The sequence below is a fragment of the Pantoea cypripedii genome (assembly GCF_011395035.1).
In the GTDB taxonomy this organism is placed as follows: Bacteria; Pseudomonadota; Gammaproteobacteria; order Enterobacterales; family Enterobacteriaceae; genus Pantoea; species Pantoea cypripedii_A.
The window spans coordinates 333965-357897 of record NZ_CP024769.1; the positions used below are offsets into that span (position 1 = coordinate 333965).

General features: G+C 56.7%; 23 protein-coding genes. 13 read left to right on the forward strand and 10 right to left on the reverse strand.

The features are described 5' to 3' along the window. Window positions 1-385: 385 nt before the first annotated feature. Entirely contained in the window at window positions 386-1036 is a 651-nt protein-coding gene (locus CUN67_RS21930; RefSeq protein WP_208717571.1) for a LysE family translocator, read from the forward strand. Between the two features lie 24 nt (window positions 1037-1060). After that, the gene (locus tag CUN67_RS21935; RefSeq protein ID WP_208717572.1) at window positions 1061-1888 is read left to right on the forward strand and encodes a substrate-binding domain-containing protein; all 828 of its coding nucleotides are present in this window, start codon (window positions 1061-1063) and stop codon (window positions 1886-1888) included. 65 nt (window positions 1889-1953) lie between these two features. Here the strand turns inward: CUN67_RS21935 and CUN67_RS21940 are convergent, their stop codons facing one another. Both CUN67_RS21940 and CUN67_RS21945 read right to left on the reverse strand, forming a co-directional pair. Then, window positions 1954-2739 carry an SDR family oxidoreductase gene (locus CUN67_RS21940; protein WP_208717573.1) on the reverse strand — a complete coding sequence of 262 codons (786 nt, stop codon included), beginning with the start codon at window positions 2737-2739 and terminating at the stop codon, window positions 1954-1956. Window positions 2740-2791: 52 nt separating this feature from the next. Beyond that, window positions 2792-3688: a GntR family transcriptional regulator gene (locus tag CUN67_RS21945; RefSeq protein WP_208717574.1), complete on the reverse strand. Its 897-nt coding sequence runs from the start codon at window positions 3686-3688 to the stop codon at window positions 2792-2794. 185 nt (window positions 3689-3873) lie between these two features. Between CUN67_RS21945 and CUN67_RS21950 the strand changes: the two genes are divergently transcribed. The 7 genes from CUN67_RS21950 to CUN67_RS21980 are packed head-to-tail and all read left to right on the forward strand — an operon-like array spanning window position 3874 to window position 10560. Further along, window positions 3874-4686 (forward strand): ABC transporter substrate-binding protein, encoded by an 813-nt coding sequence (locus tag CUN67_RS21950; RefSeq protein WP_208717575.1) that lies wholly within the window; start codon window positions 3874-3876, stop codon window positions 4684-4686. A 30-nt stretch (window positions 4687-4716) separates the two neighbouring features. After that, window positions 4717-5442 carry an amino acid ABC transporter permease gene (locus CUN67_RS21955; protein ID WP_208717576.1) on the forward strand — a complete coding sequence of 242 codons (726 nt, stop codon included), beginning with the start codon at window positions 4717-4719 and terminating at the stop codon, window positions 5440-5442. Next, window positions 5439-6185 carry an amino acid ABC transporter ATP-binding protein gene (locus tag CUN67_RS21960; protein ID WP_302882496.1) on the forward strand — a complete coding sequence of 249 codons (747 nt, stop codon included), beginning with the start codon at window positions 5439-5441 and terminating at the stop codon, window positions 6183-6185. Before CUN67_RS21955 ends, CUN67_RS21960 begins: the two co-directional genes overlap by 4 nt. Before the next feature lie 13 nt (window positions 6186-6198). Next, window positions 6199-7374 carry a M20 family metallopeptidase gene (locus tag CUN67_RS21965; RefSeq protein ID WP_208717577.1) on the forward strand — a complete coding sequence of 392 codons (1176 nt, stop codon included), beginning with the start codon at window positions 6199-6201 and terminating at the stop codon, window positions 7372-7374. After that, on the forward strand, window positions 7371-8471 hold the full coding sequence (locus CUN67_RS21970; RefSeq protein ID WP_208717578.1) for a mandelate racemase/muconate lactonizing enzyme family protein: 1101 nt from the start codon (window positions 7371-7373) through the stop codon (window positions 8469-8471). Before CUN67_RS21965 ends, CUN67_RS21970 begins: the two co-directional genes overlap by 4 nt. After that, complete coding sequence (locus CUN67_RS21975; RefSeq protein WP_208717579.1) at window positions 8458-9627, forward strand: M24 family metallopeptidase; 1170 nt, start codon at window positions 8458-8460, stop codon at window positions 9625-9627. The genes CUN67_RS21970 and CUN67_RS21975 overlap by 14 nt, the downstream gene beginning before the upstream one ends. 9 nt (window positions 9628-9636) lie before the next feature. After that, complete coding sequence (locus CUN67_RS21980; protein WP_208717580.1) at window positions 9637-10560, forward strand: dihydrodipicolinate synthase family protein; 924 nt, start codon at window positions 9637-9639, stop codon at window positions 10558-10560. On the opposite strand, the gene CUN67_RS21985 is transcribed toward CUN67_RS21980, so the two are convergent. Continuing rightward, entirely contained in the window at window positions 10544-11620 is a 1077-nt protein-coding gene (locus CUN67_RS21985; RefSeq protein ID WP_208717581.1) for a glutamine amidotransferase-related protein, read from the reverse strand. The genes CUN67_RS21980 and CUN67_RS21985 overlap by 17 nt on opposite strands. A 68-nt stretch (window positions 11621-11688) precedes the next feature. On the opposite strand from CUN67_RS21985, the gene CUN67_RS21990 reads away from it, so the two are divergent. Then, window positions 11689-12897: a pyridoxal phosphate-dependent aminotransferase gene (locus CUN67_RS21990; protein WP_208717582.1), complete on the forward strand. Its 1209-nt coding sequence runs from the start codon at window positions 11689-11691 to the stop codon at window positions 12895-12897. 333 nt (window positions 12898-13230) lie between these two features. Beyond that, window positions 13231-14430 (forward strand): formaldehyde dehydrogenase, glutathione-independent, encoded by a 1200-nt coding sequence (gene fdhA / locus CUN67_RS21995; RefSeq protein ID WP_208717583.1) that lies wholly within the window; start codon window positions 13231-13233, stop codon window positions 14428-14430. A gap of 132 nt (window positions 14431-14562) precedes the next feature. Here the strand turns inward: fdhA and CUN67_RS22000 are convergent, their stop codons facing one another. Continuing rightward, window positions 14563-15399 (reverse strand): oxidoreductase, encoded by an 837-nt coding sequence (locus CUN67_RS22000; RefSeq protein WP_208717584.1) that lies wholly within the window; start codon window positions 15397-15399, stop codon window positions 14563-14565. Window positions 15400-15507: 108 nt separating this feature from the next. Here CUN67_RS22000 and CUN67_RS22005 point away from each other — a divergent pair, with 108 nt between their 5' ends. Next, complete coding sequence (locus CUN67_RS22005; protein ID WP_208717585.1) at window positions 15508-16443, forward strand: AraC family transcriptional regulator; 936 nt, start codon at window positions 15508-15510, stop codon at window positions 16441-16443. 111 nt (window positions 16444-16554) lie between these two features. Here the strand turns inward: CUN67_RS22005 and CUN67_RS22010 are convergent, their stop codons facing one another. The 6 genes from CUN67_RS22010 to CUN67_RS22035 all read right to left on the reverse strand — a co-directional run bounded on the left by CUN67_RS22010 (window position 16555) and on the right by CUN67_RS22035 (window position 22675). Further along, window positions 16555-17682, reverse strand: a complete 1128-nt coding sequence (locus CUN67_RS22010; protein WP_208717586.1) for a M20 family metallopeptidase — start codon at window positions 17680-17682, stop codon at window positions 16555-16557. After that, complete coding sequence (locus tag CUN67_RS22015) at window positions 17679-18437, reverse strand: glutamine amidotransferase (protein WP_208717587.1); 759 nt, start codon at window positions 18435-18437, stop codon at window positions 17679-17681. The genes CUN67_RS22010 and CUN67_RS22015 overlap by 4 nt, the downstream gene beginning before the upstream one ends. A gap of 11 nt (window positions 18438-18448) precedes the next feature. Then, window positions 18449-19528 carry a phosphotriesterase family protein gene (locus CUN67_RS22020; RefSeq protein WP_208717588.1) on the reverse strand — a complete coding sequence of 360 codons (1080 nt, stop codon included), beginning with the start codon at window positions 19526-19528 and terminating at the stop codon, window positions 18449-18451. A 3-nt stretch (window positions 19529-19531) separates the two neighbouring features. Further along, on the reverse strand, window positions 19532-20542 hold the full coding sequence (locus CUN67_RS22025; protein WP_208717589.1) for an ABC transporter permease: 1011 nt from the start codon (window positions 20540-20542) through the stop codon (window positions 19532-19534). A gap of 10 nt (window positions 20543-20552) precedes the next feature. Further along, window positions 20553-21299 (reverse strand): ATP-binding cassette domain-containing protein, encoded by a 747-nt coding sequence (locus CUN67_RS22030; protein WP_208717854.1) that lies wholly within the window; start codon window positions 21297-21299, stop codon window positions 20553-20555. Window positions 21300-21652: 353 nt separating this feature from the next. After that, a complete protein-coding gene (locus tag CUN67_RS22035) occupies window positions 21653-22675 on the reverse strand; it encodes a LacI family DNA-binding transcriptional regulator (protein ID WP_208717590.1) in 1023 nt (340 codons plus the stop codon). Between the two features lie 367 nt (window positions 22676-23042). Between CUN67_RS22035 and CUN67_RS22040 the strand changes: the two genes are divergently transcribed. Then, window positions 23043-23927 (forward strand): ABC transporter substrate-binding protein, encoded by an 885-nt coding sequence (locus CUN67_RS22040; RefSeq protein WP_439332294.1) that lies wholly within the window; start codon window positions 23043-23045, stop codon window positions 23925-23927. The last annotated feature ends 6 nt before the right edge of the window (window positions 23928-23933 follow it).

Consider the following 23933-nt stretch of genomic DNA (forward strand, 5'->3'; position numbering starts at 1 on the left):
CTCCGGAAAACAAAATGGCGTATAGTGTTAACCGGTTCCCGACCTCGTCATCAGAGATTGTTCAGCCTGCCTTGTGATGCGAAGTCAGTCTCGCGAGAGAAAGCTTCCTGGTACTCTTCGGCCCGGACAAGGAGGCGGGAGCCACTCTACAGACGAAGTCACTGTGATAGCTGCTTCCAGCGGCGCGCGGCTTCCCGGTTATCAGTTCAGATTTCAGAGAAATCATAATCTGACCCTCCAAACATACAAGCGGCGCGATTTATCGCGCAATTCTGTGCACGGGACCAGAAAACCCGGCGTGATAAATCACGCCGCTACAATACGGCGCTAGCTTCCTGTTGTGGGTTGGTTAGAATCAACCATCGGCCACTGACAGGAGCGCTCCATGCTGGACATCACCCACTTTCCTCTATTTCTCGCCTCAGTCTTTTTACTCTGTATCACGCCTGGCCCTGATCTGGCCTACGTGGTCGGGCAAAGTGTGGCGAACGGGCGACGTTCCGGGGTGATCTCGGCAGCAGGGGTGGCGTTAGGTAGCTGCACCCATGCGGTTGCCAGTGCCATTGGTCTCACCGCCTTGATTGCCGCGTCGCCGCTGCTGTTTACGGTGATCAAATATATCGGTGCCGCCTACCTGCTTTTTCTCGGCAGCAAGATGGTGTGGGGGACCTTTGTCAGCCGCAGTGCAGCCAATCAGGAAGAGGGAATGGCCGTCAAAACGCGCAGCAGTGCGCGCAGCCTGTTAACACGTGGGCTGATTACCTCGGTGACCAATCCAAAAGTATTGCTGTTTTTCATCGCCTTCTTCCCGCAATTTGTCGTGGTTGATGGCAATTACCACGTGCAATCCTTCCTGATCCTCGGTCTGACTTACGCTTTGATGGGTTTAACCACCGATATTCTGTTTGCGTTGTTAGCCGGTGGTGCCGCCAGCGCGGTGGCGAAAAACGCCACGATGCAAAAGTTACTGGATCGGGTGGTGGGTGTCACCTTTATTGGTCTTGGTATTCGTCTGGCCTTAACCCGCCGTGGTTAAACCTGATGGCAAAAGGAGCCGTTCATGACAGCAAAGCACAATATCATCGGTATCGTCAGCGATGAGTTCGCCAACCCCGGCAGCGTAAAAATGCTGAATGAAGTCACACGACAGCTGAATGCGCGTGGATATCTGGCGTTGCTGCTCAATGTTGATTCGCGCGAGCATTACCTGTCGTTACTCACTAAGGCCTCTGAACTGGGCGTAAAAGGATTGATTTTCCTCACCTCCCGTTATCGTCAAGAGGCGTCAGCCTTCCCGGCTATCTGGCTGAGTGGGGAGAATGCCCTCAGAGCTGATGGCTATGATGCAGGCGCGGAGATTGGCCGTCTGCTGCTGGCGCAGGGACATCAACGTTTTGGTTTTATGCGCGGCGAAGATTCCCCAACCGTTCCGCGCCAGATGCAGGGCTTTGTCGAGAGCTTAAGCGCGGCGGATAAAACCCTCGATCAGCGACTGGTTGCCGGTAACAACGATCGTGAACGGGCTTATCAGGTGATGATGGCTTACCTGAAAAAAACGCGTGCCTCCGAACGTATCAATGCGTTGTTCTGTGAAAATGATGTGCTGGCGTTTGGGGCCTTGCAGGCGGTGCGCGATTTTGGTCAGGGCGCGCATATTGGCGTGGTGGGTTTTGATGATGTGGACGAAGCACGTTCTTCGACCTGGCATCTGACCAGCTGGGCGCAGCGAGGTGATTTGCTGGTGACTGAAGCGCTAAATCGCTTGCTGGATAACAAAGCAGATGACACCGGAGCCTGGCAGCAGGGCGAATTGCAGGTCCGTCATTCGCATCATGGCAAACATGTGCATGGTGAGATGTCAAAGTGCGGCTGTGCCAGCCGCCACTAATTGCCAGAGACCCCGCACCAACCTGGTGCGGTATGAAGCGCGATTTCTCGCGCTTTTTTTATCCGTTAAATCGCATCAATCATCCCGCCATCCACTCGCATCACCGTGCCGGTGATGTAACTGGCGGGCTTGCTGGCGAGAAACGCCGCAGTGGCACCGTATTCTTCTGGTGCACCATAACGGCCCGCAGGAATACCCTGACGGCTTTTCTCTGCTACGGCATCCGCTGTGCTGTTTTCGCGTTTCGCTTTGATGGCATCCAGCTGGCTGACGCGATCAGTAGCGATGCGTCCTGGTACCAGCACGTTCACCGTCACACCGTCCGCAGCCACTTCACTTGCCAGTGTTTTAGACCAGCCGAGTAAACTCATCCGCAGGGCATTGGACAGGGCCAGATTAGGGATCGGTGCAATGACACCGGATGAAGTCGAGGTGATAATACGTCCCCAGCCACGCTGGCGCATGGCGGGCAGCACTTTGTCCGTCAGCTGGATCAGTGAGGAAACCATCAGGGAAAACTGCTGCTGCCAGACATCGGCATCCGTGCCCTGGGCGCTGGCGGGTGGCGGGCCACCGGAATTGTTGACCAGAATATCGACATCGCCCCAATGCTGACGAATATCATTTAGCACATCATCAAATTTCTCTGGCGCAGCGAGGTCGAGTTGCCAGGCCTGGGCGGTACCGCCTTGCTGCTGGATAAGTGCCACCGTTGCGGCCAGCTTTTCCAGGTTGCGGCCGGTCACCGCGACTTTTACCCCTTCCTGCGCCAGAGACAGCGCCATCGCCCGGCCTAAACCACTTCCCGCACCACAAACCAGCGCGACCCGTTGTTGAATTTGCAAATCCATAAACCACTCCTGATTGTATTTTCAGGATCATGATGTGCAAAATCGATGCCGATTATTTGCGTGGCCGCTTAATATTTACCTGGTCATAGGCGAATTGCAGATGTTGCTGCATCAGGCTGGCGGCCAGTTCCTGTTTGTTTTCCCGCAACGCATCGATGATCGCCACATGTTCTTCACACCATTCTTTCACGCGCCGCTTGTTATGGTAGCTGCCAAATTCCATCAGGCGACGTAAGCGGTTTTGCTGCTGAATTGCCTGTAACACAAACAGATTGCCGCTGGCTTCCGCCAGCAGCTCATGAAAGGAGGCGTCGGTTTCGAAGATATCCTTCGCCGGGACCAGGGTGATATCCGGGTGAGTAATCAGCCACAGATGCTGCGCGCGCAGCCGTTTTAATAACTGGCGATCGACATGTAAATGTGGCGTCAGCAGGGCGGCTGGCTCAATCATCAGGCGGAAACCGTAACTGTTGCGTAAAGCCACGTCTGAGTTCAGGGTTTGCAGGAAACGCCAGCCATGCCCGGCATTACGTGCAATCAGGCCATCTTCCGACAGCTTCACCAGCGTGCGTGTCAGTATCCCGCGGTCCACCTCATAGCGTTGCACGATTTCGGTCTGGGTAAAGGACTCGGGTAGCGTACCGGCAATACGGTCGCGTACCAGCAATTCATACAAATGCTGATCATTGCTTTTGGTTTGTTCGATACTCAGCTGCTGTAGTTCATCGGCGCTCTTTAACAGGAAGAAACCCTGATTGGGCCGGGCTTCCACCGCGCCCAGACGGGTCAGTTCTTTTAATCCGGCGCGCACCGGTGTACGTGAAACGCCCAGCGCATCGGCAAGATGTTGTTCACGTAAATGATGACCTGGATCGAATCTTGCTTCATATATCAGGTCAAGGATTTGCCGGGCGATCCGGCGACTGCTCGCAGTTGAGTCAGGCTGCATGGAGAACGTTCCCTGAAAGTGTATTGTTATGGTCTGAATATACAATAACACGGGAAAAGTTTTGCAGCGAAATAAAGCAGGAGCTGCACGATAAGCGTGCAATTGCACCAGGAAGGGACGTGTTTTTGTCATCATGATTGTATTTGTTGATTCATAAAATCCAAAATATTAACCAGGAGACGACTATGTCCAGCTCGTATTTCACCACTCGCCGCATGCGCGGATTGATGTTCACTCTGGCGTTGTTGCCACTTGCCAGCCATGCCGCAGGGGAAAGTGTGACCCCAGGTAAACTGACTTATGGCACCGCTGCCACCTTTATGCCGTTCGAATTTGTTAAAGACGGCAAGCTCACTGGCTTCGATATCGACCTGATCACTGCCCTGAGTAAAGAACTCAAACTCACGCCAGCCCCAATGGCGATGGAGTTCAAAGGTTTGATCCCAGCCTTGCAGGGCAAGCGTCTCGACATCATCAATTCAGCGATGTACGTCAACCCGACCCGCGCCACCCAGGTGGATTTCGTGCCTTACCTGAAAATCGGCAGCCGTGTGGTGGTGCGCAAAGGTAATCCGGCGGGCATCACCGGACGTGATATGTCGCTGTGCGGCAAAAACGTCGCTGTGACCCTTGGCGGTATCGAAGAGAGCCAGGCGCGTGTGGACAACAAAAACTGCGTGGCCGCCAGCAAAGCCGCCATCAACGTGCTGACCTTCCCGGCAGCCACTGACTCAGCAGTCGCTGTCGCTCAGGGCCGTGCCGATGCGGAATATCTCTCTACACCGGGCACCGTAGCGCTGTTCAGCGAGAAACCTGGCATGTTCGAAGCGGTAGGTGCGGAGTTTGAAGCCGACACCCATATCGCCTTTGCGGTACGTAAAGGTGATAGCGAAACCCGTGCACAACTGGAGAAGGGACTGCAAAGCCTGGTGAAAGATGGCACCTACAAGCAACTGATTGAGAAATGGAACTTCCCGGATTCCGTTGCCATTTTTTAATGCGTTTCAAGCCGTTAACCGGAGATAGCTATGTCGATTGATTTAATGTGGCAGTACTTCCTTTCCCCTGAGTTTTTACAGGGGGCGTGGATGACACTGCTCATCACCCTCTGCTCACTGTTGTGTGGCGTGGTGCTGGGTCTGGTACTGGCCCTGCTACAGGAGGCTCCTTTCCGCGCCGGAAAAGCGCTGGCTTTTTTCTACCTGTGGCTGTTTCGAGGCACGCCAGTGCTGTTCCAGATCATCTTTGTCTACAACGTGCTGCCAGGCTTCGGCTTACGCTTCTCCGCGTTTACCTGTGCAGTGCTGGCGCTTTCGCTCAATGAAGGCGCGTATATGGCTGAGATCCTGCGTTCCGGTCTCCAGGCGGTGAAAAGCGGGCAACGTACCGCTGGCATGGCACTGGGCATGACCAACGCGCAGATCATGCGCAAGATCGTGTTACCGCAGGCGGCACGTATCGTACTGCCGCCGATGGGTAACCAGATGATCAGCATGCTCAAATCAAGTGCGCTGGTGTCGGTGATTGCGGTACAGGAGCTGTTGCTGGTGGCAAATCAGGCTGCCAGCGCCAGTTTCCGCTACTTCGAAGCGCTGTGTGCTGCCGGTATTTACTATCTGCTGCTGACCACGCTGTTCATGATTTTCCAGTCATGGCTGGAGCGCAGCCTCGACCCGAAACAGCGCCGCCGCAAAAGCCAGAAAGCGCAATCCCATGAAATGAAACTGCCTAAACCAGCCCGGGAGGTGTCATGAACCAGGAACGTAAACCGCTGCTGGAAATGATCGGTATCGATAAAACCTTTGGTCGTCAGACCGTACTGAAAAACTGCTCACTGAGCGTGAATCGCGGTGAAACCGTGGTGCTGATTGGCCCGTCCGGTTCGGGCAAATCGACGCTGCTGCGCTGCGTCAACCTGTTGTCCCCGGCTGACAGCGGCGATGTGTTTTTTGCCCGGCAAAATATCAGCCGTGGCGAAGTTCCGCCTCATCAGCTGCGCCAGCGTATTGGCATGGTGTTTCAGAACTACGAGTTGTTTTCGCATCTCACCGCTGCGGAAAACATCATGCTGGCCCCGATGACGGTGCTGGGTATGAACCGTATTGAGGCGCGGAAACAGGCCGAAATGCTGCTGGCAAAGGTACGTATCAATGAACGTGCCGACCACTTCCCGGATGAGCTTTCCGGCGGCCAGCAACAGCGTGTAGCGATTGCCCGCGCGCTGGCGATGAAACCGGAACTGATGTTGTACGACGAACCCACCTCGGCGCTGGATCCGGAGATGATTCGTGAAGTGCTGGATGTGATGGCGGAACTGAGTGCCGAAGGCATGACCAGCATGGTGGTGACCCATGAAATGGGCTTTGCCCGCCGCGCCGCCAATCAAATCCTGTTTATGGAAGAGGGCGAAATTCTCGAACGCGCCAGCGCCCAGGACTTTTTTACTGGCCAGGTCAGCGAACGCGCCAAACGTTTCCTCGACCAGATCTTACATTAATAGCGGAGTACCTATGAGTAGTTACCAGGCAGACAGTGTGCGCATGAAGCGGGATCTTACCGCACTGGTCGCCATCAATACCGAAAACCCGCCAGGGCACGAACGTGAGGCCGCTGAGTGCGTAGCAGGCTGGCTGCGCGAGGCGGGTTTTGATCTCTCCTTCAGCGAGTATGCGCCAGGACGCACCAACGTGATCGCGCTGCTGAAGAATGGCGACGGCCCCTGCTTTGCTTTTAATACCCACCTCGATACCGTCCCGGCCGGGACGGGTTGGTCGAGCGATCCGTTCACCCTGACCGAGCGTGAAGGGCGTTTATATGGCCGTGGTGCCTGTGATGCCAAAGGCCCACTGGTGGCGATGGTAGAAGCGCTGCGTATGCTGGCGGCCAATCGACACAGCTGGTCCGGCACGCTGATGGGTGTGTTTACCGCAGATGAAGAGGTGGCGAGTGAAGGCGCGAAGTTTTATGTGCGCGATCAACCGCCCGCTATCGACTTTGCGGTGATTGGTGAACCGACGTCCAACGCCACCTTCTCGGCCCACAAAGGCAGCCTGCGCCCGCGCGTGCGGGTAAAAGGCGTCACGGCGCATTCCGGGACGCCAGAGCTGGGTATCAACGCGATTTACCAGTCGGCGAAGCTGCTGGGGTTGATCGAAGAAGCGCATCACCAGCAGGTGCGCTGCCGCTGTCATGCGCTGGTGGGTAACGCCAGCTTAACCGTCACCCGCGTGCACGGTGGACACGCCGATAATGTGGTGCCGGACAGCTGCGAACTGCTGCTGGACCGTCGCATGGTGCCGGGCGAAGACGAAACAGCGGTGAAAGCGGAGCTGCAACAACTGCTCGATCACGCCAGAGAACAATCCGGCGTTGAGGCAGAAATCATCGCCTGGCAGCCCACCACGGGCGGCGCCACCGAAACCGACAGCAGTGAAGCCATCGTGCAGCACAGTCTGACGGCCTGCCGTCGGCATGGTCAACCGGAACCGGGTCCGTTTGGTTTCCAGGGCGGCTGCGATCTGGTGCATTTCCGTACCCTCGGTGCCAAAGGCGTGGTAGTCGGCCCGGGTGCACTGGCGGTGGCGCATAAGCCGGATGAGTTTGTGCCGGTGGAAGAGTTTATCGCTGCGGCCTACATCTACCTTGATATCGCGCTGGCCATGCTGCCTGCTGAGGCCCAGGCGTGAAGGCGCAACTGTGGCGCGGTGACCTGCATTACGCCGGGGTAACGCTGCATACCGCCGCATCCGGTGCGGTACATGCACTCGATACCCTGTGGCTTCAGCTGGAAGACCAGGGTGTACAAGGCATCGGTGAAGTGCGGCTCAACATCGCCTATCTGCATGGCTACAGCGAACAACAGGTGCTGAACAATCTGCTGGCGGCGCTGACGCAGTGGGACTGGCAGGCCGATGCGCAAAGCATGCTGGCGACTATCCATGCCGACGATAGCCCGCTGCTGGCTCCGTCACGCATGCTGCTGGATATGGCGCTGCATGACCTGCTGGCGCGTCAGCAGGGCGTCAGCCTTGCTGCCTGGCTGGGTGTCCCGGCGGCAGCATTGGGTTTCGCCACTAACCAGACGCTGTTCTGGGGCAGCGAAGCGCAGATGCTGGCGCAGGCGAAAGGCTATGTCGAGCGCGGTTTCACCCAGTTGAAACTGCGTACCGGCGTGGCGGATTTCGCCACCGATCTGGCGCGTCTGCAGATGCTGCGCGACACCTTCGGTGACCGCATCAAGCTGGCGATTGACGTCAACGGCCAGTGGTCGCTGGCGCAGGCCCACCAGGCGCTGCCGCAATTGCGTGAGCTTCAACTGAGTTATATCGAGCAGCCGCTGGCGGTTGCGGACGACCGGCATCTGGCGGAGCTGTACCCCTACGGCATTCCGATCATGCTCGACGAAAGCCTTAACAGCAGCGCGGCCATCGATCGCCTGATTGCCGCCGAAGGGGCGCTGTGGGGGCACCTGAAGCTGGTCAAGTTAGGGGGGCTGGCTCCGACATTGGCAGCGGCACGCCGTCTGCAAAGCGCAGCTGTCCCTTTCATGATTGGTCAGATGAATGAAGGCCATGCCGCGACGGCAGCGGCGTTACAGCTGTGTCGCGTGCTGCAACCGGCGTTCGCCGAACTTTACGGCGCTGATGGTTTAACCGATGACCCGGTCAGCGGCCTCGCTTATGCCCACGGCCAGGTCGCCGTGAATGATTCTCCCGGCCTGGGTGTGCAGTTTTCTGCCGCCCGCGCCACTTTCCTCCAGGAGTTTAGTGATGCAACAGCTTAATAATGTGGTTCAGGGCAGTGAATCCGCGTTCAGCGCGGATGAGTATGCACTGCGTATTCAGCGCACCCGTGAGCGTCTTAGCGCCGCAGGTGTCGATGTGATGATCGTCACCGGGCCGGAAAATATCTTCTGGCTCACCGGTCAGCAAACCCCCGGTTATTACACCTTCCAGGCGCTGCTGCTGCCGGTAGAAGGGGATCCGGTGTTTGTGATTCGTCAGCTGGAATACTTCAACTTTATCGCCAACACCTTTATTTCTGACGCCGCCATCTATCAGGACGGCGATAACCCGGTGGATTTTCTTGTCGGCATGCTGCAACAGCGTGGCTGGCTGAATAAGCGCATCGGGCTGGACAAACGCGGCTGGTTCCTGCCGATTGCGGTTTATGAACTGCTGCAAAGCAAGCTCGGCACCATCGCCGACACTGCTGGGGTGATCGAACCCCTGCGTGCGGTGAAATCAGCGGCAGAAGTGGAAAAAATCGCCACCGCGGCACGTTATGTCGATGCCGGTATGCGCGCCGGTATGGCGGCGATTCGCAGCGGCAGCGATGAGAACGCGCTGGTTTCGGCCATGATGGGTGCTGCCATCGCGGCCGGTTCTGAATATGTCGGTATGGAGCCGCTGGTGTCCAGCGGGCCGCGCAGTGGTGTGCCGCACGGCACCTGGCGTCGTCGCGTGATGCAGGATAACGATCCGGTGTTCCTCGAAATGGCCGCCTCTCATGACCGCTACCACGCTGCGCTGATGCGTTCAGCCTGGATTGGTCGTCCACCGGCGATTGCGCTGGAAATGGAGAAAGTGTGCCAGGAAGCGTTACAAGCCGCGCTGGATGCCATCCGTCCAGGTGCGACCTGCGCCGAGCCGCATATCGCCTGCCAGAAGGTCATCGATCGCGCCGGTTTCACCGAACATTTCAAAAAGCGTACCGGTTATTCCATCGGTGTCTCTTTCGCACCGGACTGGGGCGAAGGCGGCATTCTCAGCCTGTACAGCGGTGTCACCACCGAATTGCAGCCGGGTATGACCTTCCATATTCCACCGGCACTGCGTATTTACGGCGAATTCACCGTCGGTGTCAGTGAAACCGTGGTGGTCACGGAAACCGGTTATCGCCAGCTTGGCAGTCTCTCTCGTCCATTAACTTTGCTGTAAGGAATTTCCATGAAAGATATTAACGAATGCCGTGAACGCCTGCGTGGCATTTTCAACATCACCGTCACGCCGTTTGATGCCGCTGGCGCTATCGACTTCGCTGCCCTGCGGGAAAACATTGAGCGCGTCATTGGTCTTGGTTATGACGGCATTCTGATTGGCGGGACGTATGGCGAGTTTCCGGTGATGTCACTGGCTGAACGCCGTGAATTGTTCCATCAGGTCATGGACTGCGTGCAGGACCGTATCCCGGTGATGTTGTGCAGCGCCAGCTCAGACCCGCGTGATGCGCGCGAGCTGACCATGCTGGCTGGCGATCTGGGTGGTTTACCGATGGTGACTGCACCTTACGTCAGCGAAATCACCGATGCACAAATCCTGTCTTATTTCAAAGAGATGGCCCCGTTATCAAAAACCGGCATTCTGGTCTACAACGCACCGGGCATTGGTATCACGCTGTCGCCCGCCTTGCTGGAACAGCTGGCGGATGTCGCGGGTGTGGTCGGTATCAAGCAGGGAGATCTCAACCCGACTGCCATCGACCAAATCGCCAACCGTCTGCGTGGACGTCTGCGTCTGTTCTGCGCCTCGGACCTCGCGTTCTTAGGCCCAATGATGGCCGGTTTTGATGGCATCAGCACCACCAACAGCGGGGCACTGCCGGAGCTGGTGTTAGCCACGTTCCGTGCGGTGGAAAAAGGCGATGCGGGTACGGCACGCGATCTTCATCAGCTGTGGTACGACTACCGCGCCCTGGCGCGTCAGCACGGACAACCGCAACTGGTGAAGGCGGCGATGGCGCTGCGTGGCTTTAATGGTGGTCGCGTGCGTGCACCGCTGCTGGACATTTCTGCGGAAGCCCAGACAGCGCTGACCAGCGTGATGCGCAAACTGGCCAGCGATGCGCGTACCGGCGTTACCCTCGCTGAGTAAGCGCCGCCTGAAGAAATGCGGTGATCAGCGGGTGCGGGGCGTCCGGGCGTGAAGCCAGTTCGGGATGTCCCTGCACCCCCTGCCAGAAACGATGAGCCGGCAGGGTGATGGCCTCAATGATGTCGTCGGTCTGCGCGTTAACCTGCACGCCACTGGCGCTGAGGGGTGCTAACAGCTGCGGGTTGAAGCGATAGCGATGGTTGTAGTGCATGGCAGTGTCATGAAATGGCAGCACCCCACAACGGTGTCGGCCATCGCTAAAGGCAACAAAGCTGTGCAGCGCGGCATCGGGGGCGACTTCCGCGAGGATCGCCTGTTCACATCCCGGTTGCTGGCGCACGGCAGCGGTAGCCATGCTCTGCATGCCCAGGCACAGCCCGAGGGTGGGGAGCGGGCGAGTAGCGGTGGCCTGGGCGACGCGGATTTGTCCCTGTACCGCTGCCATCGACGAACCCCCCGGCAGCAACACGCCGTGCAGCCCCTCCAGCTCATCCAGGCTGGCGGAGAGTGAGGCGGGTGGCAGGAAGTGGATGTCGAGCGTCAGATGCAGTGCCGCTGCGGCATCACCCAGCGCGGCCAGCGTCGCCGGGTAGGCCTGACGATGATCCGCTTCGCGACCAATCAGGCCAATGCGTAACGTGCTGGTGGCCTCAGCGGCTGGCGAGGCAGACCAGCGACCATAGTGGTCGGTATGCAGCGTTAGCAAGGTTTGGGTGTGGTCGCGCAGGACCAGCGTCTGACCGCTGTCGTGGCTGTACAGCCGGGAGCCAGGCCGATCGGCGATCTCAGCGGCACGCGCGATCGGTAAGACGATCACCGCGTCAGCGTTCGGTAGCAGGTCGGCGTTGCTCACCTCCTGTTGCAGCGTATCGCTACGATACAGGCCGCTGGTGACGCAGTAACCGGCCGGGATGACGTGTTGATGGCTATCGGGTACATCGCCGTTAAAGCTGGGGCGCAGGCTCCACAACGGCAACCCGAGTTGGTTAGCCCACTGGCTGGCGGTGACACCGTAACGGGCTGGTAAGGGTGAATCATCGAGAATGAATATCAGTGACACGGCAATTTTCCTGCTGATGTTGGATGAATAATTGTATTAGTTGAATCATCAGATACAAAAGAGGATTTATGAATAACAGTCAAACGGCCCGGCGTATGCAGCGGGTACGACCTTCGCCAACCGCGACCATATCTGACCAGGTACGTGAACTGGAAGCGGCAGGAAAAACAGTCATCAATCTGGGTGAAGGCGAGCTGGACTTCGCCACCCCGGCGTCCATCAGCTATGCCGGTATCGAAGCCATCGTGCAGCAGCAAACCAAGTACACCGCCGTGGCGGGTACGGCAGCATTAAAAGCGGCGATTGCCGGCAAATTTGCCCGCGACAATCAGTTGCAGTTCGCGCCAGATGAAATCATCGCCGGTAGTGGGGCGAAACAGTTGATTTTTAATGCGCTGCTGGCGACGGTGGATGCAGGTCAGCAGGTGATCATTCCCGCCCCGTACTGGGTTTCTTATCCTGATATGGTGACGCTGGCGGAGGGTGAGCCGGTGATCGTTCCCTGCACTGAGGCAGACGGCTGGAAGCTGCAACCGGCGCAACTGGCTGCGTGCCTGACGCCGGAAACGCGCTGGGTGATCCTCAATTCGCCGGGTAATCCTACCGGTGCGATTTATAGCGCCCAGGAATTGCGCGCGCTGGCAGATGTGCTGTCCGATCATCCTCATGTGCTGATTATGGCGGATGATATCTATGAACCGCTGCGCTATGACCAGACGCCGTTTGCGACCTTTGCCGAAGTGGCACCTCAGCTGGCACATCGCACCCTGACGGTGAACGGCGTGTCAAAAAGCCATGCCATGACGGGCTGGCGTCTGGGCTATGCGGCGGGACCGCGCTGGCTGATTGCGGCGATGCAGGTGTTGCAATCGCAAAGCACCTCCAATGCCAGCAGCATTGCGCAGGCGGCGGCGGTGGCAGCGTTGAATCAACCGGCAGATTTTCTGGTGGGCTGGCTGGAAAAACTGACACAGCGCCGTAACCAGGTGCTGGCGATGATTGCGGCAACTGACGGGCTGAGCGCCAGCGCACCACAGGGGGCGTTTTATGTGTTCGCCAATTGCCAGGGGTTGATTGGTCGCCGCACGCCGGGCGGTGAGGTGATCAGCGACGATAAAGCGCTGGCATCCTGGCTGCTGGCGGAAGCCCAGGTGGCGGTGCTGCACGGCTCGGCATTTGGTACGCCCGGCTACCTGCGTATTGCTTACGCGGTGGACGATGCGCTGCTGGCAACGGCGTGTCAGCGACTGGGGCAGGCGTGCGCCAGCTTGCGGTAATGGGTCCAGGTGCGCAGCCATGCGCACCCTCATTCACCCTGACTTTGATTACAACATACTACAACATCAACTAATAAAACCCGGCCACAGCATCGTTGTCACCCTGCGATATAAGCGAAGCAGCAAATAACTTTCATTTCGAATAAATCCCGCACTGAAATTACCCACAAGTTGAATGATATTTAATTTAATTGTGACGCTTTGCACACATCACGAATAATAAATGCAGAAAGCCCAACTGCCTGCGGGGGAGTAATTAAGCTTAGAGGCGCGAGTATGATTCTATGCTCAACGGCGACATTCAAAACTTAATACTTTCTGAAAGGTGCTCACATGTCTGAAAACCGCGGAGTGGTATACAAAGGTAAAGGCCAGGTTGAAGTCCAGTCGATTGATTATCCGAAAATGCACGACCCCAGGGGCAAGAAAATAGAACATGGTGTGATCCTCAAAGTACTCTCAACGAATATATGCGGCTCCGACCAACATATGGTACGCGGGCGAACTACCGCTCAGGTTGGGTTAGTGCTGGGGCATGAAATCACCGGGGAGGTGATTGAAAAAGGTCGCGATGTGGAAATGTTCGCGATTGGCGATGTGGTCTCGGTGCCGTTCAATGTGGCCTGCGGGCGCTGTCGTTCCTGTAAAGAACAGCACACCGGCGTATGTCTGACGGTGAATCCGGCGCGTGCTGGCGGAGCCTATGGCTACGTGGACATGGGGGATTGGGTCGGTGGCCAGGCCGAATATGTGCTGGTGCCTTATGCTGATTTCAATTTACTCAAGCTGCCGGATCGTGAGCAGGCGCTGGAGAAAATCAAAGACTTAACCTGCCTTTCCGATATCCTGCCCACCGGCTTCCACGGGGCGGTGACGGCGGGTGTGGGACCCGGCAGCACCGTTTATGTCGCGGGCGCGGGTCCGGTGGGCATGGCTGCGGCGGCATCGGCCCGCCTGCTGGGTGCGGCGGTGGTGATTGTCGGCGATATGAATGAAGCGCGTATCAAACATGCGGCCGAACAAGGTTTTGAAGTGGTTGATTTAAGTAAAGATACCCCACTGCATGAGCAGATTGCCGCCATCCTCGGCGTGCCGGAAGTGGATTGCGCCATCGACGCCGTGGGCTTTGAAGCCCGTGGACACGGCCATGAAGGTGCACAGCACGAAGCACCGGCAACCGTCCTCAATGCGCTGATGCAGGTCACACGTGTGGCAGGTAAGATCGGTATTCCCGGTCTGTACGTCACCGAAGATCCCGGTGCTGTCGATAAGGCGGCGAAGATGGGTAGTCTGAGCATTCGGCTGGGACTAGGCTGGGCCAAATCCCACGCCTTCCATACCGGACAGGCACCGGTGATGAAATATAATCGTCAGCTAATGCAGGCTATTCTCTGGGATCGTATTCCGATTGCCAAAATAGTTGGTGTAGAGGTGATTTCACTGGAAGACGCGCCGCGTGGCTACAGTGAGTTTGATTCTGGCGCACCGAAAAAATTTGTTATTGATCCGCATTTCTCCTTCTCGAAACCCTGATCAAAAAACCTATTTTCTGTGCGGTAAAAGCGTCGGATAAACTTTAATAAACTGCGCCAGCATTAATCAGAGAAATAAGGTGCTGGCGCGTCTTTCATTCAGCTAAAATTATTTACATAACCTGACAAAATATTATGCACCATCGGTTGAGCGTGTCAGTTTTTCCCAGCGTTTAATATCCGCATTCATTGTGGTTAATTTATCCTGTACCAGCGCCAGGGCATCGCTGCCCAGCAACAGGTGTGCCGGAGGGTTGTCGCTAGCGATGATATCCAGCATCGCCAGCGCGGCTTTTTGTGGATCACCTAACTGCTTACCACTTTTTTCCGCGCGCGCCTGGCGGATGGGGTCAAACAGCGCGTCGTAATCGGCAATGCTTCTTTCACTGCGTACCATCGAACGACCGGCCCAATCGGTGCGGAAAGATCCCGGTGCGACGGCAGTGACAAAGATACCCAAGGGCTGCACTTCTTTGCCCAGCGCTTCAGAAATCCCCTCCAGCGCAAACTTGCTGCCGCAGTAATAAGTGATACCCGGCATCGTGATAAATCCGCCCATCGAGGTGATATTGATGATATGCCCGCGACGACGCTGACGCATAAACGGCAGCACAGCCTTTATCATGGCGACAGCGCCAAACACGTTGACATCAAACTGACGGCGCATCTCCTCCAGCGAAGACTCTTCCATCACCCCTTCATGCCCGTAACCGGCATTGTTGACCAGTACATCAATCGGACCCACTTGCTCTTCCAGTGCAGCAACAGCACTGTCGATGGCGGCGAAGTCGGTCACGTCCAGCAGGCAGGCAATGGCATCACCCGGTTTGATCGCTTCAAATGCTTCTCTGGCTGCCTGATTACGCACGGTGCCGATCACCCGATGACCCTGGTTCAGCGCCTGTTGTGCCAAAGCACGGCCAAAGCCGCTGCTGACGCCGGTGATGAATATTGTTTTGGTTGATGACATAAGACTGGCTCCTGCTAAAAGTGAGAATGCATAATATTCTTCCTTCCATCTTGTATTGAGGCCATATCTTCTGGTTTTATTGCCTAATCTTATGAGTGGGTATTTTTTATGAGTGAGCAGATTCAGACCAGCATGGTGGCATTGCTACGTGCGCTGGCACCCGATGAAGGCTATAACCTGACCGCGCTGGAGCAGGTACGTATCCTGCGATCCGACCGTCCTCTGGCACGTACCCCGGTGCTGTACGATCCGGGTATTGTCATTGTCTGCCAGGGGTGTAAGCGGGGTTATCTTGGCGATCGGGTTTATGTCTATGACGCGCAGCACTACCTTGCCGTTTCAGTGCCGGTGCCCTTTGTGATGGAAACCGATGCCAGCCCCGAGCGGCCTCTGTTGGCCATTTATATGCATCTGGATTTCACAGTGGCGGCAGAGTTGATGCTTCAGCTCGATCAGCAGGGCGGAACCGAACCGATACCCGCACCGCAAAGCATGGTGTCCAGCCCGATGGATGTGGTGATGCAAGGCTCCGTGTTGCGGTTTCTGCAAGCGATGAACCACCCGCGTGATGCCGTTATTTTGGGACCCGCCCTGATGCGTGAATTGTATTACCGGGTGCTGACTGGCGAACAGGGCAGTGTGATGCGTTCAGCCCTGACGCAGCAGGGACAGTTTGGCAAAATTGGCAAAGCGCTGCGCCAGATCCACGCCACCTATGCGCAGGCACTGACGCTGGCGCAACTGGCCGCCGAGGCGGGCATGAGCGTACCCACTTTTCACAGCCACTTTAAGGCCATCACTGGCGCTGCGCCGATGCAATATGTGAAATCGGTACGGCTGCATCAGGCACGAATGTTGATGGTACGGCAGGAGATGACCGCTGCCGCCGCCAGCTTTGCCGTGGGTTATGAAAGCCCGTCGCAGTTTAATCGCGAATTCAAACGCCTGTTTGGCCTGCCACCTGCAGAGGAGAGCCGCAGAATGCAGCAGCATTTTGCTGTGCCACCAGAGCACCGGGACGCGGCGTTTGTTTCTTCGCATTGACCGAAGGCGCGATAAATCGCGCGGTTACGGATATCTGCGGTCGGTAGCGGCGCAATTTATTGCGCGCCTTTGGCCGCTGCTCTGAAGAAGATAGCGCGATAAATCGCGCGGTTACGTGCAGTCTGGGGTGGCCATCCACGCGGCAATCATTTCCCCGTATAGATTCTCCGCCTCCTCCAGCCGCGACAGCAGGCAATATTCATCGGTCTGATGGGCCATGGTGGGCTCACCAGGCCCGAGAATGACGCACGGCGGGGCACCCAGGGCCGGTAGCAGCAACGACGCATCGGTAAAGTAAGGCACAATCCGTGCAGTCAGCGCTTCGGCGTGTAATGGCTGGCATAACTGGAATACCTGCTGCATCCAGCGATGTTCCTCTGCACTCAAAACCGGAGGTAAATCGACCAGCGTGGTGACGAATACGTTTTCCCCGAGGGTTGTCGCCAGGCGCTGGCGGATCTCGCCATGTTGCAGATTCGGTGCGGTGCGGATATCGACATCAAAGGTAGAGCGATCGGGCACCGAGTTGATGTTTAACCCACCCTGGATGCGTCCAACGTTAATCGTCGGTTGCTTCATCAGCGGATGCGCCGCGCCAGGTGAGAAATGCTGGATTTTACCCAGCGCGTCTGCCGCCAGATAAATAGCGTTGATGCCCAGATGTGGCATCGCGCCATGTGCGGTTTTCCCCCGGGTTTCACAACGCAACCACAGCGCACCTTTGTGCCCAATCACCGGATAGTTAGCGGTCGGTTCGCCGACAATCAACGCGCCCGGTTGCGGCAGCTCAGTCTCATCGATCAACGCCTGCGCGCCGTCGCAGCCGGTCTCTTCACCACCGGTGAGGTACAGCACCACGCCACTACCCGCCATGATCGCGGGTTTGTGACGCTGACAGGCGGTGATAAAGGCGGCAATCGCCGCCTTCATATCGCTGCTGCCGCGGCCATAGATGCGGTCATCAACAATATCCGTACCGAAAGGATCATATTGCCAGTCAGCCACGCCCAGCGGCACGGTATCCAGATGCCCGGTAAAGCCGAGCGGTTTACCATCGGCTTTGCCAGGTAGCGAAGCGATCAGATTGGCTCGCCGGTCACCAAAACGATGCTGCTGCACCTGAAAACCCGCATCGCGGAGGTAATCCGCCAGCCACGCTATGCATTCAGCTTCGTCGCCGGGGGGATTGATGGTGTTGAAACGCAGCAATTGCTGCGTCAGATCGATTAACGCGCTCATGCTGGCGATCCGGTCAGCCAGTCGAGGCAATTGATCCACAGCTGGCGAAATCCGGCCCACTGGGCAAATTCCGGCGGCAGCCAGTGTGCAGACATATCGCTGGTCCACACCAGCGTGCGCCCCTGCTGATATTCACGGATCGCCAGCAGCGGATGCGGGGTACCGGCGATGGTCGCCAGTAACTGGCCCTCGGGCTGCATCTCCACTTCGTTATAGCCCAGCAGCCACGGCATCTCCGCAGGCAGGTTTTCCAGAATGCCATGCGCCTGCGTTTGTTCCAGATAACAACCTTCAGGACGTTCAACCCGGTCATCCCAGGCCAGGCAACGCACAGGCAGGGTTTGTTCCACCGCCGTGTTGCGGTAGCGTGCGCCGCCATTGATACCCTGAAAACTGTAGTAACCGCCAATCATCATCAGCGCGCCACCCTGGGCGACATAGTCATGCAATAACGTCAGACGGTTGGCGGTACGCTGACTTTTCAGCCAGGTGGCGGGGTGCAGCAGCAGGGTATTGGCCCCGATATCCGACAGGATGATCACATCCCATTCCTGCAACGCGGCCAGCGTCAGCGGGAACTGTTCGGGGGCCTCGTGCACCGGCATATGGGTGATCTGATAAGCGCTGTCCTTCAACGCCGCCAGAAAATCCACCGCGCCATTGTGCCAGGTGGCGGTGGCAAATTGATCAAAGCCTTTAATATGCGTTGCGGTGCTGGTCCAGGATTCACCCACCAGCAGAACCTTTTTCGTCATGATTTTCTCCATTACGCGCCAAATACCCGCTGTGGGTTGGCGATCATCAACGTTTCTAACTGTTCACCGCTGACGCCGTGGCGGCGCAGGCGCGGTACGAAATTTTTCAGGATGTGGCCATAACCGTGGCCGCCATAACGGGTCAGCATGGTTTTGAGAAACACGTCCTGCGACAGCAAAATCTGGTTGAGATAGCCGTCATCGATCAGGGCGCAGATCGCGCGGGCATTCTCTTCATCGGAGGGCGATTGCGCCTGTTCATCGGCGTAGTAGTAACTCATGCCGATCATGTCGTATTCGAGGTACGCACCTCGATCGGCCAGTTCGCGCTGATAAGTTTTGTCCGCGTGGCTGGGGTTCATATGACACAACACGGTATGCCGCAGATCGGCACCTTCCTGCGCCAGAATATCCAGCACCTTGTGGCCGAGACGTTCCCAGCCAGGCAGATGAACCTCAATCGGCACTCCGGTGGCCGCACTGGCGCGTCCCGCTGCCCGCAGCGATTTTTCTTCATCGGCGGTGAAGCGGCTTGATACGCCAATCTCGCCGATCAACCCGGCCAGCACCTCAGGTTTTTCCGCCAGCCCACCGAGGTCATAAATCAGCTTTTCCGTCAGCTGTTCCACGCTGGTGGTTTTTACCCACTCCGGGTGCGACGGTTGCAGATACAGACCGGTGCCCATAATGATATTCAGGCCGGTCAGGCGGGCGATGCGTTGTAACGCTTTAGGATCGCGGCCAATGCCGATATTGGTGGGATCAACCACCGTTTCCCCACCCAGAGCGCGGAACTTCATCAACTCTTCAATCGCCACATCAACGTCAAACAGCTGGCAGTTATCGCGGCTCATCAGCGGATTGAGCGATAGCTCACCAAGATTTTCGATACGTACCGGCATCTCGGCGACATGACGCTCGCTGCAACAACAGGGCGGTACCCATTTGCCCGAAGCATCCAGCAAAATGTGTTCATGCATCAGCGTGACACCCATCTGGTCCAGCGGCAGCGGGCCGAGGACCGTCATCACATAACCGCTTTGCACGCCGAGCGGCAGCGGTTCGGGATGACGAAAAATAGAACCTTTCATCAGCTATCCTTTGGCAGAGGCGCGTGCCGGGTTGAGAATACGGGTGTTGATCCAGATGGCGAGCAGGATGATCGCGCCGGTAGCGATTTGCGTATAGAACGGTGAAATATGCGACAGAATCAAACCGTTCTGGATAATGGCGATGGAAAGCGCCCCCAATAGCGTGCCGATCACCGTGCCAAAACCACCGAACAGGCTGGTACTGCCGAGCACCACGGCGGCGATTACCTGCAATTCAAACCCTTCGCCCTGATTAGATGAACCGCTGCCAAGACGGGCAGTGATGATCATGCCAGCCAGCGCGGCGGCCATTCCGCTGATAATGTAAACGCGCATCACCACCGCTTTGGTATTAATGCCACTGCGCCTTGCACCTTCGGCATTGGCACCGATGGCGGTGACATAGCGACCAAAGCGCATATTATTGAGCACCACATGTCCGACAATCAGCACCACAATGCCGATCAGGGCGGGCATCGGGATACCGATTAGCCAGGCGCGGCCCATAAAGGTAAACGGGCTATCGGCGGGGATCGGGATTGAGTAACCCTGAGTCATTAACAGCGCCACGCCTCGGACCACCGCCAGGGTTGCGAGGGTGACGATAAACGCCGGAATCCCCTCATACGCGATAAAAAATCCGTTAATCGCGCCGACTAACGCCCCCATTGCCAGGCCGCCAATCAGCACGCAATACCACGGCCAGCCCCAGCTGTTGAGGGCAATGGCGGACAAGGCTCCCACCAGCGCCAGGGTTGAACCCACCGAGAGATCAATGCCACCGGTGGTGATCACCAGGGTCATCGCCGTCGCCACAATCAACAACGGTGCGCTCTGGCGAATAATATTGAGCCAGTTGGGCGTGGTGAGAAAGTTACTGGTGATGAGTGAAAACACCACGCAGCAGAAGACAAAAAACAGCGCAATGCTGACCACGCCAGAATGGTTATGCAGCAGGCGTCTGGGTAGCGAATGCTGGATCATGCGTGTACCGGAAAGGTTAACCATACTCATACTCGTTCCCTTAATGGGCGTGGGCGGACGGCGCGCTAAACTTCTCGCCGACAATCAGGTTGACGATTTCGCTCAGGCTGGTATCGGCCACCCGGCGATCCGCCACGTTGGTGCCCTCGTACATCACCATGATGCGATCGCACACCAGGAACAGATCCTGCAAACGGTGGGTAATCAGGATCACACTGACGCCACGGGCGCTCACGCGTTTGATCAGGGCCAGCACCGCTTCCACTTCGGCCACGGCCAGCGCCGCTGTGGGTTCATCCATAATCAGCACTTTCGGGCCGAACGCCGCTGCGCGGGCAATGGCGATGGCCTGTCGTTGCCCACCGGATAAATTGCGCACCAGCAGGCGGGTATCAGGAATGGAAATTCCCAACCCCTTCAGCATTTCACGTGCATCGGCATGCATTTTTTGCTGATCGAGGAAGGGCACCCCCAGCCAGTGCTTCATCGGTTCACGGCCCATAAACAGGTTTCCCGCAACATCCACGGTGTCGCACAGTGACAGATCCTGATAAACCATTTCGATGTGGCAACGTCGGGCATCGGCGGGGTTAGCAAAACGTTGCTCCTCGCCATCAATACGAATCGCACCGCTGGTAGGCACCACGGCACCGGACAGCACCTTGGTCAGCGTAGATTTACCGGCACCGTTGTCACCGACCAGACCCAACACTTCACCGGGTGCCAGCTCCAGATTCACGCCGCGCAGCGAGCGAATCGAGCCGTAGGTTTTGGTGATATTGACCATCTCAACCCGTGCCGGGGCGGCACGTTGCTGCTGTTGCATCTCAACACTCCCCTTGTGATTCAAACGGAGACGTTGCGTCAGCGGACGCCTTACGCGGTAAAGGCTTACATCTTGTAAACCGGTTTACCCGATGCGCGTAATGCGTGTCGCTGACCAACGCATGTCTTGCAGAGATATTTGTTCGCCACTCGAAAGATAGCAGAGACTGTGCCAGGTGAAAAAATCACCGCATGCAACCTTGTGCAACCCAATGTTTACTTTGGTGAAATATTTTTTTCACGCAAGTAAACCGGTTTACCAGGTGGCGGAGATTTCAGGCGTGATGAGCCAGCAGGGTGCAACGATGCGCCAATTTAGCGCACGTTGTGCCGTGGGCTGATGGAGTCGCGAGCGATCCATTCCACCGGCAGACGGGTTTCCTGCGGTAGCGGCAAATCGCCATGCAGCAGATTCAGCATCTGTTCAACCGCTGCGCGCCCCATTTCACGCGCAGGCTGACGAATGGTGGAAATACGTGGCTGGGTGAAATCGGCATAGCTGGCATCATCGAACCCCACCAGCGACAGGGCCTCCGGCGCACGTAACCCACGTTCACGCAGGCCATCCAGCAGCCCGAGTACCAGATAATCACTGGCGGCGAACACCGCGCTCGGGCGTAATTCGCTGGCAAAGAAGTGGTGCAGGGCCTGCGCGCCAAAACTCCGCTCGTATTTGCCAAACATCACCCATTCCGGCACCACTGCCAACCCGGCCTGCTGCATCGCCTGGCAAAATCCCTGATAACGTTCGCGCACGCTCATCAACGCATCAGGACCACCGACAAAGGCAATCTGCTGATGTCCGGCAGCGATCAGTTGCTCCGTCGCCAGCTTGCCGCCCTGGACGTTATCGGCGAAGACTTTCGGCACGTTGCTGCCGGGAATATCTTCATCCAGCAAGACGATACGCTGTTGGCGCTGCACCTCTTTGCGCAGCAGGCCATTATCCGGGCGGTTGGTGGTGAACAGCAGGCCATCCACCTGGCAGGTATCCAGCCAGCGGATAAACTGACATTCCTTGTCTGGGTTGTTGCGGGTGATGCAGAGCACCAGGCTGTAGCCGCGCTGTGACGCCGCTTCTTCTGCGGCATCGGCCAGTTCGGCAAAGAAGGGGTTGGTAATATCGGGCAGCACCAGGCCAAGTGTTTCGCTACCGCCTTTGCTCAGGCGACGCGCCAGCGAGTTGCCGCGATAATCCAGTTGGCGGATCGCGTTTTCGATCCGCGTGACGGTATCCTGCGGCAGAACCAGCGAATGATTGAGATAGCGCGACACAGTTGCTTTTGACAACCCAGCCAGTTGCGCCACATCTGAAAGTAAAACGCGTTTTTTTGTCATGAGTGCACACCTTTTATCGGCCACAGCATTAACACATTTTTCCCTGCCAGCGACAGACTTTTTACTGCGGCTGCACTTAAAATATTCGCTTGACATTTTATTGCGTTCGGCGAATGTTAATACCCAGTTTATCCGATGCCGTTTTTCCTTTTGCGCTTTTCCCCCAGTCACTGAACGGAGTTCGTGACGGAAAAGTAATAAAGGCCGCCAAAGCAGGCAGCAAATATGACGTTTGCTGTTACAGATATTTGTCCCGCAAAAAACTTACCCACCAGGGTGCAGACACTTTTTGATGAGGGCAACGATGATGTTATTTAACACCAGCAAGAAAACCGTTCTTTCCTGTGTTGTGCTTCTCTCTTCGTTAATGACCACTGCCGTTATGGCTGCTTCGGCTGATTATGCTTTGGTGCAAATAAATCAGCAGGCCTTGTTTTTTAATCAGATGAATAAAGGTGCGCAGGAAGCGGCAAAGGCCAGCGGTAAAAATGTCGTTATCTTTAATGCTAACGATAATCCTGTTTCACAAAATGATGCGATTGAAAACTATATTGAACAAGGCGTGAAAGGCATTATGGTGGATGCTATTGACGTCAATGGCATCATGCCTGCAATAAAAGAAGCCGCTGGGAAAAATATTCCGGTGATTGCTATCGATGCGGTATTACCTGCTGGCCCACAGGCCGCCCAGGTGGGGGTGGATAACGTTGAAGGCGGTAAGATCCTCGGCAAATATTTCCTGGGTTATGTTGATAAAAGTATGGGCGGCAAAGCGCGTGTCGGTATTGTTGGCGCGTTGAATTCTGCTATCCAGAATGAGCGTCAGAAAGGCTTTGAAGACACCATTAAAAGCAATAAAAACATCAGTGTGGCCGATGTGGTTGATGGCCGCAACATCCAGGACGACGCGATGACCGCCGCTGAAAACCTGATTACCGGCAACCCGGACATGACCGCGATTTATGCCACCGGTGAACCGGCGCTGCTCGGCGCGATTGCGGCGGTGGAAAACCAGGGGCGTCAGAAGGATATCAAGGTGTTTGGCTGGGATCTGACTGCCCGCGCCATCAGCGGCATCGATCAGGGTTATGTGGTGGCCGTGCTGCAACAGGACCCGGAAAAAATGGGTGAAGAAGCCGTCAAAGCCCTGAATGCGATCAACGCCGGTAAAACGGTGCAGAAACACATCCAGGTACCGGCGACGGTGGTAACCAAAGAGAACGTGGGCAGCTATCGCGCCATGTTCAAATAAACCGCA